Origin of the sequence: Pseudoalteromonas sp. UBA2102 (assembly GCF_002331165.1) — a bacterium.
GTDB lineage: Bacteria > Pseudomonadota > Gammaproteobacteria > Enterobacterales > Alteromonadaceae > Pseudoalteromonas > Pseudoalteromonas atlantica.
On record NZ_DCYU01000060.1, the window covers coordinates 118,763 to 134,288 of the forward strand.

A 15,526-nucleotide genomic window follows, 5' to 3' on the forward strand; every position below is an offset into this window, starting at 1 on the left:
ATGAATTTGAACTTAAAAGATTTAGAGTATGTAAAAGCAATAGCGCACCACAAGCATTTTCGCAAAGCGGCCGATGCCTGTTTTGTTAGCCAGCCTACACTAAGTGGGCAAGTAAAAAAGCTTGAGCAAGAGCTTAATGTTGTTTTATTTGACCGCTCAACTAAGCAAGTTACATTAACAGCGCAAGGTGAACGTTTGTTGACACAAATAAACGTTATTTTAGAGCAAACAGAAATCTTAAAAGAGCTGGCGGCTACTTCGAACGGGCCGCTACAAGGTAAGCTAAGAATTGGTATTATTCCTACTATTGCGCCGTACTTACTCAGCGCTTTACTGACCTCTATGAAAGCGGCGTTTAGCGAGAGCCACTTTTCGTTTATAGAAATGCAAACAGCGACTATGCTAGAGGCGCTTGATAACGGCGAGCTCGACTTTGCAATTTTGGCCGATGTTCCCGAGCTTAAAAACTACCATACGGTTAACGTGTACAAAGAAGACTTTATGGTTGCTGTTTCAACCGATAACCCATTATCTAATCGTAAAAAAGTAGCGCTAAGCGATTTACAAAGTTGTAGCCTATTAATGTTAAGTGATGGTCATTGCTTTAAAGATCAAGCCCAAAAGTTTTGTTTTGCTGCGGGAGTGGATGTGTCGAACCAATATCAGGGCAATAGTTTAGAAACTTTATTGGCGCTGGTGGCAATAGATGACGGGGTGACATTTGTGCCCAAGCTTGCGTGTACACAGCGTGTAGGGATTGATTATTTAGCTATTTTTCCTAATCAGCAACGTAATGTGGTATTTGCTTGCAGAAAACACTACCCGCGTTTGGCGGGCGTTGAGCAATTAGCCCAGTGGTTGGCAGAGCACCCAAATTTAAAGCGGGCGCTTATTTAGCGTTCTTGGCTTGCAACCTCTACCACATCGTTTATTTGTACCCCAGGCAAAGGCTTGTCGTTAAGGCTTACAGCAATTGCGCTTTGTTTATAAAGTTGCTCAACCACAATGGTGTTAAGCGTGGTAATGGTATGCGGCATAGTATTGCCTTGTGCATCGGTTAAGTAGTTATGGTGCGCAATGCTTAATAGTTGGCCTTTTTTAAGGCCATGAACTGTGCCTAGGTTTATCACTAATTTGTTGTTTTCCATGTGCATTATTTTACCTTTAGTAGGAAAACACGCCATAGCCGCTTGTATATCGTAACTGACCGTTTGATTTATATCGCTAATACTTTGCCCAAAAGGTGATTGCCAAAACCTATCACTATTTACATCAACTATGGCTGTTTTTTCAAATGGCCATACAGCTTGGGTATGATAGCTGTTTTGCCATAATTGTTCGTACGTGGTGCCATCAAACAACATAAACTCAATAGCGTAGCTGCGCTGGTAAGTTTCGTCTTGCCAAAAGGCGTAGTCGTTATTGAGTTTATCGCTTGGCGCTAAATTGGTTATTTGACTTAATAAAACATATTGCGCGTTGCTTCTGGCTGAAAGCTCTTCTAGTTGTGCATTTGAGTAATCGTGCTGCTGATTAAAGTAATTGTCTACATTAATTGCTTTATTGTAGTAAGCAACGGGCAGGGTGCTCATTTTTGTACTTTGCAAAGCACTAAATAACTTTTTACTAATGGCTTTATTTACGTCAAATATTTGACCCATTAAGGCATGCTCACGATGAACAAGCTGGCTTTGGGTTACAGCAACAAATTTATTAAAGTTACTTTGTGGGCATTGCTCTGTTTGGGCAAATACATCAAGCCTAAGCGTAATGGCAAATTGTTGATTTTGGCGTTGCTCGCTCACCAGCTCTATTTTTTGTATTTCGCCGTGGCTACTAATTTTTAGCTGATCTTGCGTTAGCACGCCATCTACCAAGGTCTGTACCGAGCTAACCCGGGCGCCAGAAAACACTAATGCTTGTGTAATTGCATCTTTAATTGCGGCCGATTTAGCACTGCTTATGTCGCCATTTTGTATTTGTGCATGGCCGGTAGATTCAAACCATTGTGCGTAAGTACTGGTAGAAAACGTTAATAATGCAGCGCTAGTAACACCTGCAAATAGTGATGATAAAAACGTGTTCATACTGGTACTCCACATAAAATTAGTTAATTACGCTTTAGCTAAGCAAGGACTGCACCAATATGAGTACTTTATAACAAATGGCATTAAACCTGCATTTATTTGCGCAATTAGTTTAAAGGGTGCAAATAAATGCGTGCAATTATATTACTTACTTTAGCAGGCCTTAGCCTTGCCGGTTGCAGCAACGTGTTTGATAAACATGTTGAGTACAAATATGTAGAGCCAAATAATTATCCCATACTTAAAGCGGTTGGTTATGCACCTATTAGCTTGCAGCAAGGGGCTAATAAATCACAAAAGCAATTAATGGCAATTAAGGCCTCTAAGCTTGAGGCGTACCGTGAACTGACTGAGCAAGTTTATGGGCAAAAAATTACAGCGGGCACGTCTGTAGCAGGTGCTATTGCTCAAAACGATTACATGGAAAGTAAAGTGCAGGGCATAATTAAAGGTGCGCAAATTATTAAAACTTACTCAGTTGACGATGTATACGTTACTGAGCTTGAGCTAAACATGAAGCGCGTGCACGACTTATACATAGGTGAAATTAAGCCGCGTGAAGTTAAAAAAGTGACCTACTACTAAGTAACTGGCCAGTACTTTAAATAGTAAAGCTATATTAAGCTGCTGTTTTAGCGGTTGGTTTTAACGTTAAGCGCGTGGAGTATACTCGCATAGCAACACATAACTTTGCTATTTACGGGAGCGTTTTTCTGTAAATCTAGGGTTTGATAAATCAGCTTTAAATACAACGATGGTTCAATACGTTAGTTAATGTATTAAGCAAAGTTGAAATGACCGAGTAAAAATTTAAATCTAGTAAAAAAACACATACAAAATATCTCATCCTTTTATATTGAGTGCTATGCTGTTGTTACGAATAATATTTGAACAAGTAGTGTAGCGTTTGGTATATGTTTTTAATTTTTCTTTTTTGGGCTGTGAATGACACTTAGGCCTACTCTTTCCTCAAATAAGCTATTTTTTTGGTGCAAAAGCAATTTGCGCTATTTACTGCTATTTTTTTTACTTTCAAGCGGCGTGTTTGCGAGCCGTTTAACTATTCAATTTAATACCTTTATAGAATTAATGGGGCAAAAATATGGCCCTGCGCGAGTCACTGTGGCGCGTAATTGGCAAACTATGCTGGTGCGCACCCAAAATAAATCAGAACAACAACAAATTTTAATTGTTAACGACTTTTTTGCACGCAATCTTCGATACCAAACCGATATACAGCTTTGGAAGCAAAACGACTATTGGGCTACACCATTAGAAACCCTTGGCCGTGGTTTAGGTGATTGTGAAGATTATGCCATTGCTAAATACATTAGTTTACGCGCCTTAGGCGTAAGCGACGACAAGCTTAGGCTTATATATGTAAAAGCTAAGCTTGCTGGTACAAACAAAACACAAGCACACATGGTATTAGGCTACTTTGCTACGCCTAATGCTCAGCCGCTTATTTTAGATAGTTTAATAACAAAAGTGTTACCTGCAGCAAAACGCGTTGATTTAAGCCCGGTATTTAGTTTTAACAGCCAAGGTTTATGGGCAAATAACTCGACTAAAAGTGTAGCCAGCCCGACAGCAAGGCTATCGCGTTGGCGTAAAATTTTGGAGCAGACATCACAAGAAGGGGTTATGTGGTAATGGCGTCATTTTCCTTATTTAAGTTTTTCAAAAAAAGAAAAATCACTCTTAGGCAAGAGCTGTGGATCACCTTGCTGGTGGTGATTTTTGTTGGCTTTATAAGTAGCGTATTAATAAGTACTAACTCTGCTAGAAACTATTTTTCTACGCAGCTGTATTTAAAAAATGTTGATAATGCCAGCTCCTTAGCGCTGATGATTAGTCAGCTTGAAAAAGATCCTGTAGAGCTTGAGCTGTTAGTGTCAGCCACTTTTGATACCGGTCACTACAAACGCATAGAACTGCAAGACCCAAATGGTGAGGTTATTGTAAAGCGCGTATTTACCGACACATTAGAAAATACCGCACCAGCTTGGTTTAGAGCGGTATATGGGCTAAATGTTCAGCCAGGTGTAGGGCAGGTTAACAACGGTTGGCAGCAATTTGGCACCTTATTTGTTGAAAGCCACAGTCAATATGCTGAGCAAGCGTTGTGGGAAAGCGCCCTTAAACTGTTTTTTAGCTTTTTAGTGGTGGCCTTTTTTGCCTGTGCCATAAGTGCGTATTTATTACGTAGAATTTTAACGCCACTTGATGATGTGGTGTACCAAGCAAACGCCTTTGGCGATAAGCGTTTTATTAAATCAAAAGTGCCAAAAACCTTTGAGTTTGCTCGCCTTGTGCAGTCGATGAATTTATTATCGACACGGTTTAGTCGCATTATAAAAGAAGATAATAAACGCTTAGAGGAGTTGCGTTTTAAAGCCCAGCACGATGAGCTAACAGGGCTTGCCAATCGAGAGTATTTTAGTGCCACATTAGAGGCTCATTTACAAAAAGTGAAAGATCATGCCCATGGTGCTTTGTTTTTATTTAGGGTGGTTAATTTAGATAAGATAAGTGAATCGATTAGCCGTGTAGAAATGGTTAACTTTTTACGCCGTTTTTCTCAGGTGTTAACGCAGTTTTTAGAGTCGAATCAGGCGCACTTTTCAGAAAACTATATTGCGCGTATATCACATACCGACTTTACCGTTTTGTTTAGCGATACTGATGATATTCAGGCACTTAGCGAGCAAATAACTACACTGCATAAATCGATTGTTGATGAATACAAAAATATTGATTTGGCAATATTACACAGTTGTACCTACATAGAAAAAAACGACACCCGTTTTGATTTATTACGCCGTGTCGATGGTTTATTAAAAACAGCAGGTAATAAACCTGGGGTGCAGGCTAAGGTCATTGATAACAAACAAAAGAGTGAAATTTTTGATGGCTCTGCTGATTGGCAAAAGGCTATTGAAGATGCACTTGAGCAAAAAACCATACAGTTAAACTGTTTAGAGGTTATGGGTTTTAACGACACCTTGTTGCAGCATCAACTTAGTTTAAGTTTAGAATTTGGCGGCCAACATTATAAATCAAGCTACTACTATCAATGGGCTAATCGCTTAAACCTATTAGCGCGTTTGGATTGGAGTTTAATCAAGCAAATTGTTAAACAGTACGGTGAAGCGCCGCCAAATGAATTGATTGCTGTGGAGCTTTCGGCGCAAACATTAATGGATGATACCGCGCTTGCCTCGGTATTAACCTATGTGTCTGCCTTTCCTGATTTGGCAAAAAATATATGTTTTGATATACGCGAAAACATTGTCGTAAACGAAAAAGATATATTTAGAGAGTTTTGTGAGCAAGTGCGTTGTATGGGCGCTAAAGTGGCACTTAAACGTGTGGGGCCCGAATTTACTAAGATTAAGAACATTCAAGAATTTGGCTTAGAAATGCTTAAAATAGACAGCATTTACGGGCATAACATTAGTTATAGCCAAGACAATCAAACCTTCTTACGCGGTGTTTGCACATTAGCACATTCTATTGGTATTAAAGTGGTCGCGCAGGGCGTAACAAGCCAAGACGATATAGATACACTGGTTAATCTTGGCTTTGATGGAGTTATTAAAGAGTCTTAAAGCGACTCTTTAATTAAAGGGGAGTGGTTTAATAATGGCGGCGAATAGGTAAATGCAATTCAGTATTTAACCTATAAGCCGTTGTTTATTAATTTTAACTATAACTGGCGAAGGTTTTATTATTCCAGCTTAAGCTAGTTACCTTTAACTGCTAACATAAGTTGTATACGGTCGCGCACTTTTAACTTAGTGAAAATTGAGCTCATGTGCTCTTTAATTGTCCGCTCTGTAATATTAAGTGACTCAGCGGCTTGTTTATTGGTTGCCCCTGTTATAACTATATCAACAACTTGGCGTTCGCGTTTAGTTAAGCTTTGAATATCGCAGGCTTGGGTGTAATTTATTTGCTGCTGACTTAGTGCCCCAACAATATTAGATAGTAGCTGCCCAGGTAACCACAGGCCGCCTGAGCAAATAGTCTCAAGTACCTGTTGTAATATTACTTTAGATGCAAGTGCTTCTACATAGCCTCTTGCGCCCGCTTGCAGGGCTGCTCTAAGTTCCTCTATTTCTAGATTTGTGGTCATTACAATAACCGGTAAGCGTTTTTGGGCATATTTTTTTACCAGTTCAAGCCATCCCGAAGTGCCCGCCAGAACCCATATAATACTTGATGCATTAATTTGTTTTGGTTCTTTGGTGCATATTACACAACCTGCAAACGCACTTCGCCAGTGGCTCGATTCAAGTTCGGGTTGTGTAATAAATATACTTTGACGCATTAATTTACTCCAATAAATTCAGTTTAGCGTTCTGTCATTGCTTGCGATGTAGCTCTGAGTACGGGTTTAAGTAAATATTCCAAGACGGTTTTTTTACCAGTAATAATATCCACTTGTGTGGTCATTCCTGGAATTATAGTCAACTCTTCTGAAAAGTTATTTTTAGTGGTTTTTAATTGCACTAAATAAAAAGTATTTTCTCTGTCGTCGGTAATTGTATCTGCACTTATATGCAGTACCTCGGCTTCTAGTCCGCCGTATACCGCAAAATCATAGGCGCTAAATTTAATCATAGCGGGCTGCCCAGGGCGTAAAAAGGCAATATCTTTCGGCGGTATTTTTGCCTCAACAATAAGTTGATCGTCTAAAGGGACTATTTCTAAAACGTCACTGCCGGGTTGTAAAATGCCGCCTACGGTATTAACCAATAAACGTTGTACCGTGCCTTTAACCGGTGATTTGATCTCAGTTTGTGTTACTTTGTCGGCAAGCCCTGATTCGGTCTCTTTTATCGACTCTAAACGCAGCAATGCCTCCGAAAGCTCGTTGTTCCAGCGGTTGATCATCGCAAGTTCGACTTCTGTTACTTTGTTTTTAGCTTCGTTGATAGCCGATAAACTGCGGTTAATAACGGCTTTAGTGCGGTTTATTTCGCCGTTTAAATCAACTATTTCACGCTCTAACCTAATGATGTCTATATCAGATACAGCACCGGTTCTTAACAGTGGGCGTGTTACTTGCAGCTCACGATTACTTAGCCTTAGAGCGCTAGTGTGTTGTTGCAAAGCGGCTTTTGCTTCAATGTGATCTTGTCTGCGTTGCTCTAGCTGGCGTTTATGAATAGCCACTTGCTGCTCTAATTCTTGGCGATTACTTAAATATATTGAGCGCTCATGAGCGACCGCCTCGGGTACTTGCTTAACAAGCTCATCAGGAAAAACGAGATCTTCTTTTCTGGTAAGGGCTTGTAACCTGGCTACTTTTGCAGTGAGTGATTGCACTTTAGATTGGTTTTCTCTAAAGCTTGAAATAAACCGAGTAGGATCGATTTTTATTAATACGTCACCTTCTTCAACAATTTGCCCTTCTCGAATGTTTATTTTTTCTACCATACCGCCATCGTAAGATTGCACTAACTGTAATTTATTTGATGGGATAACGCGTCCTTCACCCCGGGCTACCTCATCGAGTGGCGCAAAGCCTGCCCAAATTGTAAGCAAAATAAATGCGATGCAAATGAGGTATAACAAAAAACGTGCGCTGGCAGGCTCTTGCTGCATTTTTTCCCATTGCGCATCGACTACCCAATCTTGTGATTCAGGAGGCGAAAGCCAGCCTTTAAATAAGCGATTAAAGATTGAAGGCTTACCTTTTTTACGTGCTTCTATTGCTTTACTTACCGATTCAAAAGAGCGCTGCTCTAGTGGCTTTTTATTGTCACTCATGATGCTTGCTCCACTGTTTGGTTATTCAGTGCGGCAATTACTTTTTGTTTAGGCCCATCGGCAACTATTTTTCCGTTATCGAGCACGATGATGCGATCAACCAACGAAAGTAAAGACGAGCGGTGAGTAACTACGATTAAGGTTTTGTCTTGGGTGGCGGTTTTTAAATTTTGAATAATTTTATTTTCACTATTGTGATCAAGCGATGAGGTAGGCTCATCTAACAGCATAATAGGGGGGTCGTTTATTAGTGCGCGCGCTATACCAATTGCTTGTTTTTGGCCGCCAGATAGCAGGCGACCTTGCTCACCAACTTGTAGGTCAAACCCATCGGGGTGAGAGTTGATTAACTCGAATAACTGACTTTTTTCGCATGCGCTAATTATTTGCTCATCTTTAGCATGCCATGCGCTAATAGTGAGGTTGTCTTTTAAACTACCAAAAAACAACGCTATATTTTGTGGTACGTACCCTATGTTATGACGAAGTTCTGCGGGGTCTATTTGTTGTATATTGTTGTTATCGACCATTACGGAGCCTGCGGTTGGGTCGTAAAGGCCTAAAATAAGTTTTTCGAGGGTGCTTTTACCCGAACCATTACGCCCCAAAATAGCCACTTTTTCGCCTGCATTTATTTTAAAACTAATATTACTAAGCGCATCGGCCGCGTCGTCTTCATACTTAAAGCATACGTCTTTAAATTCTATTTCGCCGTTTAATATGGGGTGGCTTAACCAATGTTTATTTGGCGGGCGTTCAACGTCTTTCTCCATTATTTCGTTAAGCGATTGCATAGCAATAGCAGCATGATGATATTGCGCAAGTACGGCGGCGCATTGCCCAAGCGGCCCCATTGCACGTGATGAAAGTAAGTAAGCGGCTATTAATCCCCCTTGCGTGAGCTCGCCTTCAATAACTAAATGAACACCAATGATCATAATGATCACGCCAACACATTGTTGTATCCACGCTGCGCTATTAGAGATTGAGCTTGAGATTAAGCGACTTTGCGCATTAACCTGAGCAATATAAATAGTTGATTTTTCCCATGTTGATTGGGTTTTGCATTCGCTGTGAAAACTTTTTACATCTTCAATGTTGGTTAAGCTTTCTACAAGTATGGAGTTTCGCATTGAGCTTGCTTTCATGGTTTGCTCTGACAGCGCTTCAAGTTTTCTGTGGGCTGCTATGCCATAACTTAAAAGTATTAGGGCACCTGCGATAATGGGTAGGCTAAGCGGTACACCTATTATTGCAATAACAATTAGGTATATAGCAACAAAGGGTAAATCAACCAGCGCGACCAAGGTTATTGAACTAAAAAAGTTACGTACGGCTTCAAACGATTGTATGTTACTCGCAAATGACCCCGCTGATGAGGGCCTATTTTTGAGCTTCATACCAAGTACGCGCTCCATAATAACCGCAGACACTTTTACATCTATCCGACTTGCCGCAAGCTCTACAAAGTAGCTGCGTACTAAGCGCAGTACAAAGTCGGCGGTCAGTGCTATTAAAATACCGATGGCTAAAACCCAGAGGGTTTCTGTTGCATGATTTGGAACTACTCGGTCATATACATTCATTACAAATAAAGGCATGGCAACAGACAAAACGCCTAATGCAATGGCGGAGATTACGACGTCTTTGTACAGTGCGCGGCATTCTTTTATTACGCCCCAAAACCAGCCGTCTTTAGAGAGCTTTTCAAGCACCGGGGAGCGCTCATCAAACATAAACTCTGGATGAGCATAAATAATTAAACCTGTTGATTTTTCAATTAACTGTTCTAGGTCTTCTTCTACAACAGACTCGGTTAGCTCGGGGTAAGTAACTTGCGCTGTTTGTTTTTGGTTATCAATAGCGGTTATCACGCACGCTTGGTTATTATTTAAAATAATAATGGCGGGTAATAAAGCAGTATTAATTTGATTAAGAGGCTTATTTACAACTTTTGATTTAAAGCCCACACGTTTTGCAGCACGTGCAAACCCTGAAGGCGTTAAGTTTCCATCTGTTAGTGGGAGGCCATTTAATAAGGCCTCCCTTGAAAAATCTTTATCATGAAAGCGGCACAATACTGCAAGGCAATCTACCAGTGCGCCGCCATGATCAAGTACATCATTTAATTCCATATACCATCCAATGTTATGTAAAACATTTTAAATTTATTTGTTTTAAGCACCTCTTAACTATCGGTAATAACCGCCTCAATACGGCGGTTTGCCGCATTAGCACGTACCGAAATTTCATTAACGCGTGGCTGATCAATACCATAACCAAATGATTGAACACGATTTGGCGCTATACCAAATTGCTCAATAAGTAATTGTGCTACGGCAAAGGCGCGTTGCTCTGAAAGTTTGCGGTTGTATTTTCTATCGCCATCTAATGAGGCGTGACCTTGGATCTCTACCTTTTTGTCAGGGTTATTTTTTAAAAACTCCGCGAGCTTTTCTACCTCTTGCAAGTACTCTGGGCGCACTTGGCTTGAGTCGGCTGAAAAGGGAATGCCTATTTCAACTGAGTCGGTCGCTTGGTCATACAAAGTACATCCAGACAGGTCTACATTTGTTCCCGCTGGCGTGCTTGGGCAGGTGTCTTGCTCGTTAGGTACACCGTCGTTATCGTCATCTGCAAAACTCGATGCGCTAGGGGTTTCTGCTGGCATTTCTAAATACCTAGGCATAGCTGTAACGCTCATGTAGGCGTTATCTTGCTTGGCTTTTTTTTGTAAAAAAGCTTTGCGTTTAAAGGTGGCAGCTACATCGTAACTTGGGCATATATTTTGTGCGTTATGCACGATTGGGTCATCTGTTAACTCTGTTAATGTTGGGTACTTGTCAGACATAACATTTAGAGCTGGCAATAGTTTACCCATTTCGTTAAGCATAGTTAAAATGGCTGTTTGTCTATCGTATTGAGCAACAATGTACGAGCGGTTAGATTGAAATGCCTCGTTTTCAGCGTCAAGTACATCAAGCAGGGTCCGTTGGCCAATATCAAATTGGTCTCGGTAGGCTATTTTTACTCTGTTTGACGAGTTTTTATAGCTTTCAAGCGTGGGTAGCTTTTGCTCTATATTGTTCACATTATGATAGGCAATTTGTAGGCTTTGACGAATATCAACACAAGCTTGATCGCGTTGATACTTGGCAATATTTACATCTTGGTATGCTTGTTCAAGGTTGGCGCTATCTAGGCCCCCGTTGTACAGGTTATAGGTTATGTCTATACCTACCCGTGCTTCGGTTCTTGTTTCGTTTAAACCTAGCTCGTCTCTGTCTTGTGTGCCGTAACGGGCAGATAAGTCTACGTTTGGATGAAACGCTGCCTTTTGTGCCTGAGCATTGGCTTCTTGCGCCTCTATATTATAAAGCGATGCGTAAAAAGCAGGGCTGTTTTTATAGGCTATATCAAGCGCTTGGTTAATAGAAATGGGCACGTTTTGCTCATCTAATTTGGCTTGTTTTATATCATTAACGGGTAGCTCGCCAACAACCCTTAAATAACGCGCGGTTACATCGTGCAGGTTAGCGTACTCGGTTAGCACATTAGATTGCGCTAGCGATAAGCGCCCACTAATTTGCTCTAGATCTGCTGCTCGGGCAACACCGGCTCCTACACTTTGTTCAATTTGTTGGTATACAGACTCGTGTTCTTGCAGGTTTTCTTCAGCGAGTGTCACAAGTTCTTTAAATTTTTGCACATCTAAAAATGCAATAGATGCATCTAATGCAGTTTGCTCTGTTTGTGAGAGTAATTCAAAATACCGAATGAGCTGAATACGCTCAAACCTTTCAACGGTGTTAGATGTTCTAAACCCGTCGTAAAGCATTTGAGTAACACTAAGCTCTGCAGTGTTGCGGTTGTATTCGTCTTCTATACCGTAGTTTCGGCGCTCATAACCTGCGCTGGCAGATACATCAACGCTAGGTAAGTAGCCTGAGCGGGCTGCATCTACGCCATAAATTGAGGATTTAAATGTATGCCATGCTTGTTGTACCTCTGGATTATTTTCAATTGCTTTACTGGTGACGTATGTAAGCGGTGCCACAGAGCTGTCATCGGCTTTTACCACGTTAGTTGCGCCAAGCGCACTTAGCGTTAAACCTATAAGCAGCTTTCCTTTTTGCTTTAGTAAAGTATTTTTTGTAATCATTTCTTCCTCTTAGGGTTACTTGGGCTATCAATACCTACCATATGGTTTAGTCAATAAATGCATTTTTCGCAAATAATCGTTTTGGCTAGCATAAAATTTATTATCTACCACTTTTTTATTTTTAATGTTTTTTTAAAAACTGTACTTGAGTACAGTATCTAATGCGTTTTGCTGTTCTACATTTTAATTAATAGTTTTTAATTCTTATGTTTGAGGTAAGTAAAATGGAATCTAATCAATTATTAGTAATAGACTTAAAAGGGTCTGCTGGTGTTGTTTTAGAAGATGGCACAATTAAGCCACTTGAAGTGGGCGATACTATTACTGTGGGCGATTTAGTGGTTACCGCCGATAATTCATCGCTAACAATTGATGTGCAAGGAGAAACACTGTCGATTCCTGCTAATCAAAACGTAAAGATCACCCCTGATTTATTAGCACAAGAAACCCGCGATAGCAGCGAAACCACCGTGTTTGACGAAAGCCTAGATGCGGCCATTGCAAGCTTAGAACAAACTGATAATAACGATGGCCAAACGGCGGCTAATTCTGATGTTACTGACTTTTTAGATGCCTTAGAGGGCGATGGTGATATTTTAGATAATTTAGAAGCAACGGCCGCCGGTGGTGCTGGTGGTGCGGGCTCTGGTGGAGGAAGCTCATTTGTTCAGCTTACACGTATTGCGGAGGGGGTTAACCCTAATAGCGTTGCATTTGATTCAAGCTTTGATCCTGATTCTACAGAAGCGCTAAATATTCGCGACACCTCTGATGGGGTAGTTCCTGATGATGGCACTGCGTCTATATCATTAAATGAGGTAGGTTTAACTAATTCATCTCAGCCAACAATTAGTGGTACAAGTGAAAACTTAGTGGGTGAAACAGTAAATATTACTGTGACAGATGAAAATGGTAACTCTCAAGTAGTAAGCGCGGTTATTGGCCCAGATGGCACGTTTGAAATTACACTACCTAACCCGATAGCCGATGGACCCGTGAGCGTAGTTGTAGAAGCCACCGATCCAGATGGTAATGCGTTTAACGATGCTATTTCTATTGAAATAGATACCACCGCGCCAGTAATTAATATTGACCCTGTTGCAGACTCTGCATCTCAGACAGTAACGGTTACGGGGTCGGTAGCGGGTTTGAATACTGGCGACAACGTCTCTGTAACTCTTACCGATAGCACAGGCACACAACAAACAATTGTTACACAAGTTGATGCACAAGGTAATTGGAGTATTACCACTACATCGCCTTTAGCTGAAGGGGAGTTTAATGTTAACGCAGTAGCAGTTGATGCCGCTGGTAACCAAGCAATTGACCAAGCAGTTGCGAGTATTGATTTAACCGCTCCAGAAATTACAGTTACAGTAGCGGGTGAAACTAATAATGCTACGCCGCCATTAACCGGTACTACAACCGGTGTGCCACAAGGTACTGAAGTAACAATCACAGTAACTGACAGTGCAGGCGAAGTGCAGCTTTTAACAGCCATTACCGGTGAAGATGGTAGTTGGGCTGTTGATGTGGGTGTGGCACTACCAGAAGGTGATTTTACTGTTGATGCGCAGGTGAGTGATAGCGTAGGCAACCAAGCACTTGCAAGTGATGCTGGAGTTATTGACTTAACGGCGCCAATTGTAGAAATTAATGCGATTGCCGATACGCAAGATACAACCCCTATTATTACTGGCTCTGCGCAAGATGTGCCAGCAGGCTCGGTAATTACCGTGGTTATTACTGATATTAATGGGCAAGTTCAAACGCTGTTAACGCAAACAAATGATGATGGCAGCTGGTCTGTAAGTGTTTCTACCCCTTTAGCACAAGGTGAGTTTGAAGTTAATGCAACCGTGACCGACACTGCAGGTAATGAAGCACAAGCTATAGAGCAAGGGTTAGTTGATTTAACTAGCCCTGAAATAACGGTTACGGCCATTGCAGACACTAATGACACAACCCCTACTTTTGTAGGCCGTGTTGAAGGGGCACCTGAAGGCTCTGTAATTACTGTTTTAGTAACCGATAGCGACGGTAATATACAAACCTTAACAACGACACTTGAGGCTGATGGCACGTGGAGTGTTGAATCGCCCAACGCTATCCCTGGTGGAGAGTTTAGTGTTACCGCGACAGTGAGTGACCCTGCGGGTAACGAAGCATCCGCGCAAACAAGTGGTGAAGTTACATTTGCCCCTATTTCTATTCAAATTGACTCTATTGCAGATACAAACGATACCACGCCATTTTTAAGTGGTAATACCGGTAACGTGCCTGCTGGTACCACTATAACCCTAACGATTACCGCAAGTGATGGCAGTACTTTTAATCTTTTAGCGGTCACGCAAGAAGATGGTTCTTGGAGCGCTCAAGTTACAGAGCCTCTGCCTGAAGGGGATTTTACCGTAGTTGCAGCCGTTATAGACGATGCAGGCAATGAGGCACAAGCAAGTACGGTCGGTAATGTAGATTTAACCGTAAGTATTAATTTTATTATTGATACTAATGATACCACTCCAACAATTAGTGGTACTACGCAAGATGTTGACGCAGGTGCGGTTGTTACTGTTACCTTTACAGGCAGCGATGGCGCAACAGAAACTGTGCAAGTAACCACAAATGCTGATGGGTCGTGGTCAATCGAAGCAACCGAGGAGTTGGTAGAGGGTCAATTTACGGTGGTTGCAACAGTAACCGATGCTGCTGGCAATACAGCCTCTGCAACAGAAGTAGGGGAAATTGATTTAACTGATCCTGCAATTACTATTAACCCAATTACAGATACAAACGATACAACACCGAGTGTGACAGGTAGCGTAGTAGATGTACCTCAAGGTACTGAGGTTACCTTATTAATAACAGATAGTGACGGTAATCAACAAACTATTACAGCGGTTACTAATGCCGATGGAAGCTATAGCGCCGATATACTTAATGAGCTTAGCGAAGGTGACTTTACAGTTACTGCAAGTGTAAGTGACGAAGCAGGCAATAGCAGTACAGCAACGGTTACTGGCACCATAGATTTAACCGCACCTACCGTAACTATAGATAATATTGGTGATACAAACGATACAACGCCTACTATAAGCGGCTTTACTCAAGGTTTAGCAGCGGGTAGTGTGGTTACAGTGATTGTGACTGATGATGCTGGCGCTGAGCAGCAATTTGTCACTGCTATAAATGGTGATGGCACATGGAGTATAGATGTCCCACAAGCATTAGCTGAGGGTGAGTTTAGTGTGGTGGCAAATGTAAGTGATAGTGCTGGTAATAGCGCGCAAGACTCACAAACTGGCACTATAGATTTAACCGCACCAACTATTAGTGTAAATGACTTTACTGACTCTAACGATTCAACACCTGTATTTAGTGGTACCACAACTGATGTAGAGCCAGGTAGCTTGATCACTGTATTAGTAACAGACTCTAATGGTGATTCGCAAACCTTGACGGCAGTTGTCGCAGAAGATGGTTCTTGGCAAGTAGGTGC

Annotated in this window: 10 protein-coding genes; 5 read left to right on the forward strand and 5 right to left on the reverse strand. The window is 41.4% G+C overall.

Going from position 1 to position 15,526, the window contains the following annotated elements; all coding sequences use genetic code 11:
- The first annotated feature begins 6 nt into the window (after positions 1–6).
- Positions 7–897 (forward strand): LysR substrate-binding domain-containing protein, encoded by an 891-nt coding sequence (locus tag B2R65_RS08090; RefSeq protein WP_029774511.1) that lies wholly within the window; start codon positions 7–9, stop codon positions 895–897.
- Here B2R65_RS08090 and B2R65_RS08095 read toward each other — a convergent pair.
- Positions 894–2,087 carry a flagellar assembly protein FlgT gene (locus B2R65_RS08095; RefSeq protein ID WP_286741835.1) on the reverse strand — a complete coding sequence of 398 codons (1,194 nt, stop codon included), beginning with the start codon at positions 2,085–2,087 and terminating at the stop codon, positions 894–896. The genes B2R65_RS08090 and B2R65_RS08095 overlap by 4 nt on opposite strands.
- Positions 2,088–2,216: 129 nt before the next feature.
- Here B2R65_RS08095 and B2R65_RS08100 point away from each other — a divergent pair, with 129 nt between their 5' ends.
- From B2R65_RS08100 to B2R65_RS08110, 3 genes are all read left to right on the forward strand, one after another.
- Positions 2,217–2,672, forward strand: a complete 456-nt coding sequence (locus tag B2R65_RS08100; RefSeq protein ID WP_096041337.1) for an LPP20 family lipoprotein — start codon at positions 2,217–2,219, stop codon at positions 2,670–2,672.
- Positions 2,673–3,032: 360 nt separating this feature from the next.
- On the forward strand, positions 3,033–3,740 hold the full coding sequence (locus B2R65_RS08105) for a transglutaminase-like cysteine peptidase (RefSeq protein WP_414704500.1): 708 nt from the start codon (positions 3,033–3,035) through the stop codon (positions 3,738–3,740).
- Positions 3,740–5,698, forward strand: coding sequence for a bifunctional diguanylate cyclase/phosphodiesterase (locus B2R65_RS08110; protein WP_286741836.1), 1,959 nt, complete (start codon positions 3,740–3,742; stop codon positions 5,696–5,698). Before B2R65_RS08105 ends, B2R65_RS08110 begins: the two co-directional genes overlap by 1 nt.
- A gap of 134 nt (positions 5,699–5,832) precedes the next feature.
- On the opposite strand, the gene B2R65_RS08115 is transcribed toward B2R65_RS08110, so the two are convergent.
- Genes B2R65_RS08115 through B2R65_RS08130 form a run of 4 tightly spaced genes read right to left on the reverse strand, consistent with a single transcriptional unit; the run spans position 5,833 to position 12,027 of the window.
- Positions 5,833–6,420, reverse strand: a complete 588-nt coding sequence (locus B2R65_RS08115; protein ID WP_024033058.1) for a LuxR C-terminal-related transcriptional regulator — start codon at positions 6,418–6,420, stop codon at positions 5,833–5,835.
- 23 nt (positions 6,421–6,443) lie between these two features.
- Complete coding sequence (locus B2R65_RS08120) at positions 6,444–7,865, reverse strand: HlyD family type I secretion periplasmic adaptor subunit (protein ID WP_126007887.1); 1,422 nt, start codon at positions 7,863–7,865, stop codon at positions 6,444–6,446.
- Entirely contained in the window at positions 7,862–10,000 is a 2,139-nt protein-coding gene (locus B2R65_RS08125; RefSeq protein ID WP_286741837.1) for a type I secretion system permease/ATPase, read from the reverse strand. Before B2R65_RS08125 ends, B2R65_RS08120 begins: the two co-directional genes overlap by 4 nt.
- A gap of 53 nt (positions 10,001–10,053) precedes the next feature.
- Positions 10,054–12,027: a TolC family outer membrane protein gene (locus B2R65_RS08130; protein ID WP_286741838.1), complete on the reverse strand. Its 1,974-nt coding sequence runs from the start codon at positions 12,025–12,027 to the stop codon at positions 10,054–10,056.
- A 224-nt stretch (positions 12,028–12,251) separates the two neighbouring features.
- Between B2R65_RS08130 and B2R65_RS08135 the strand changes: the two genes are divergently transcribed.
- A partial coding sequence (locus B2R65_RS08135; RefSeq protein WP_286741839.1) for a retention module-containing protein occupies positions 12,252–15,526 on the forward strand: 3,275 nt, incomplete at its 3' end.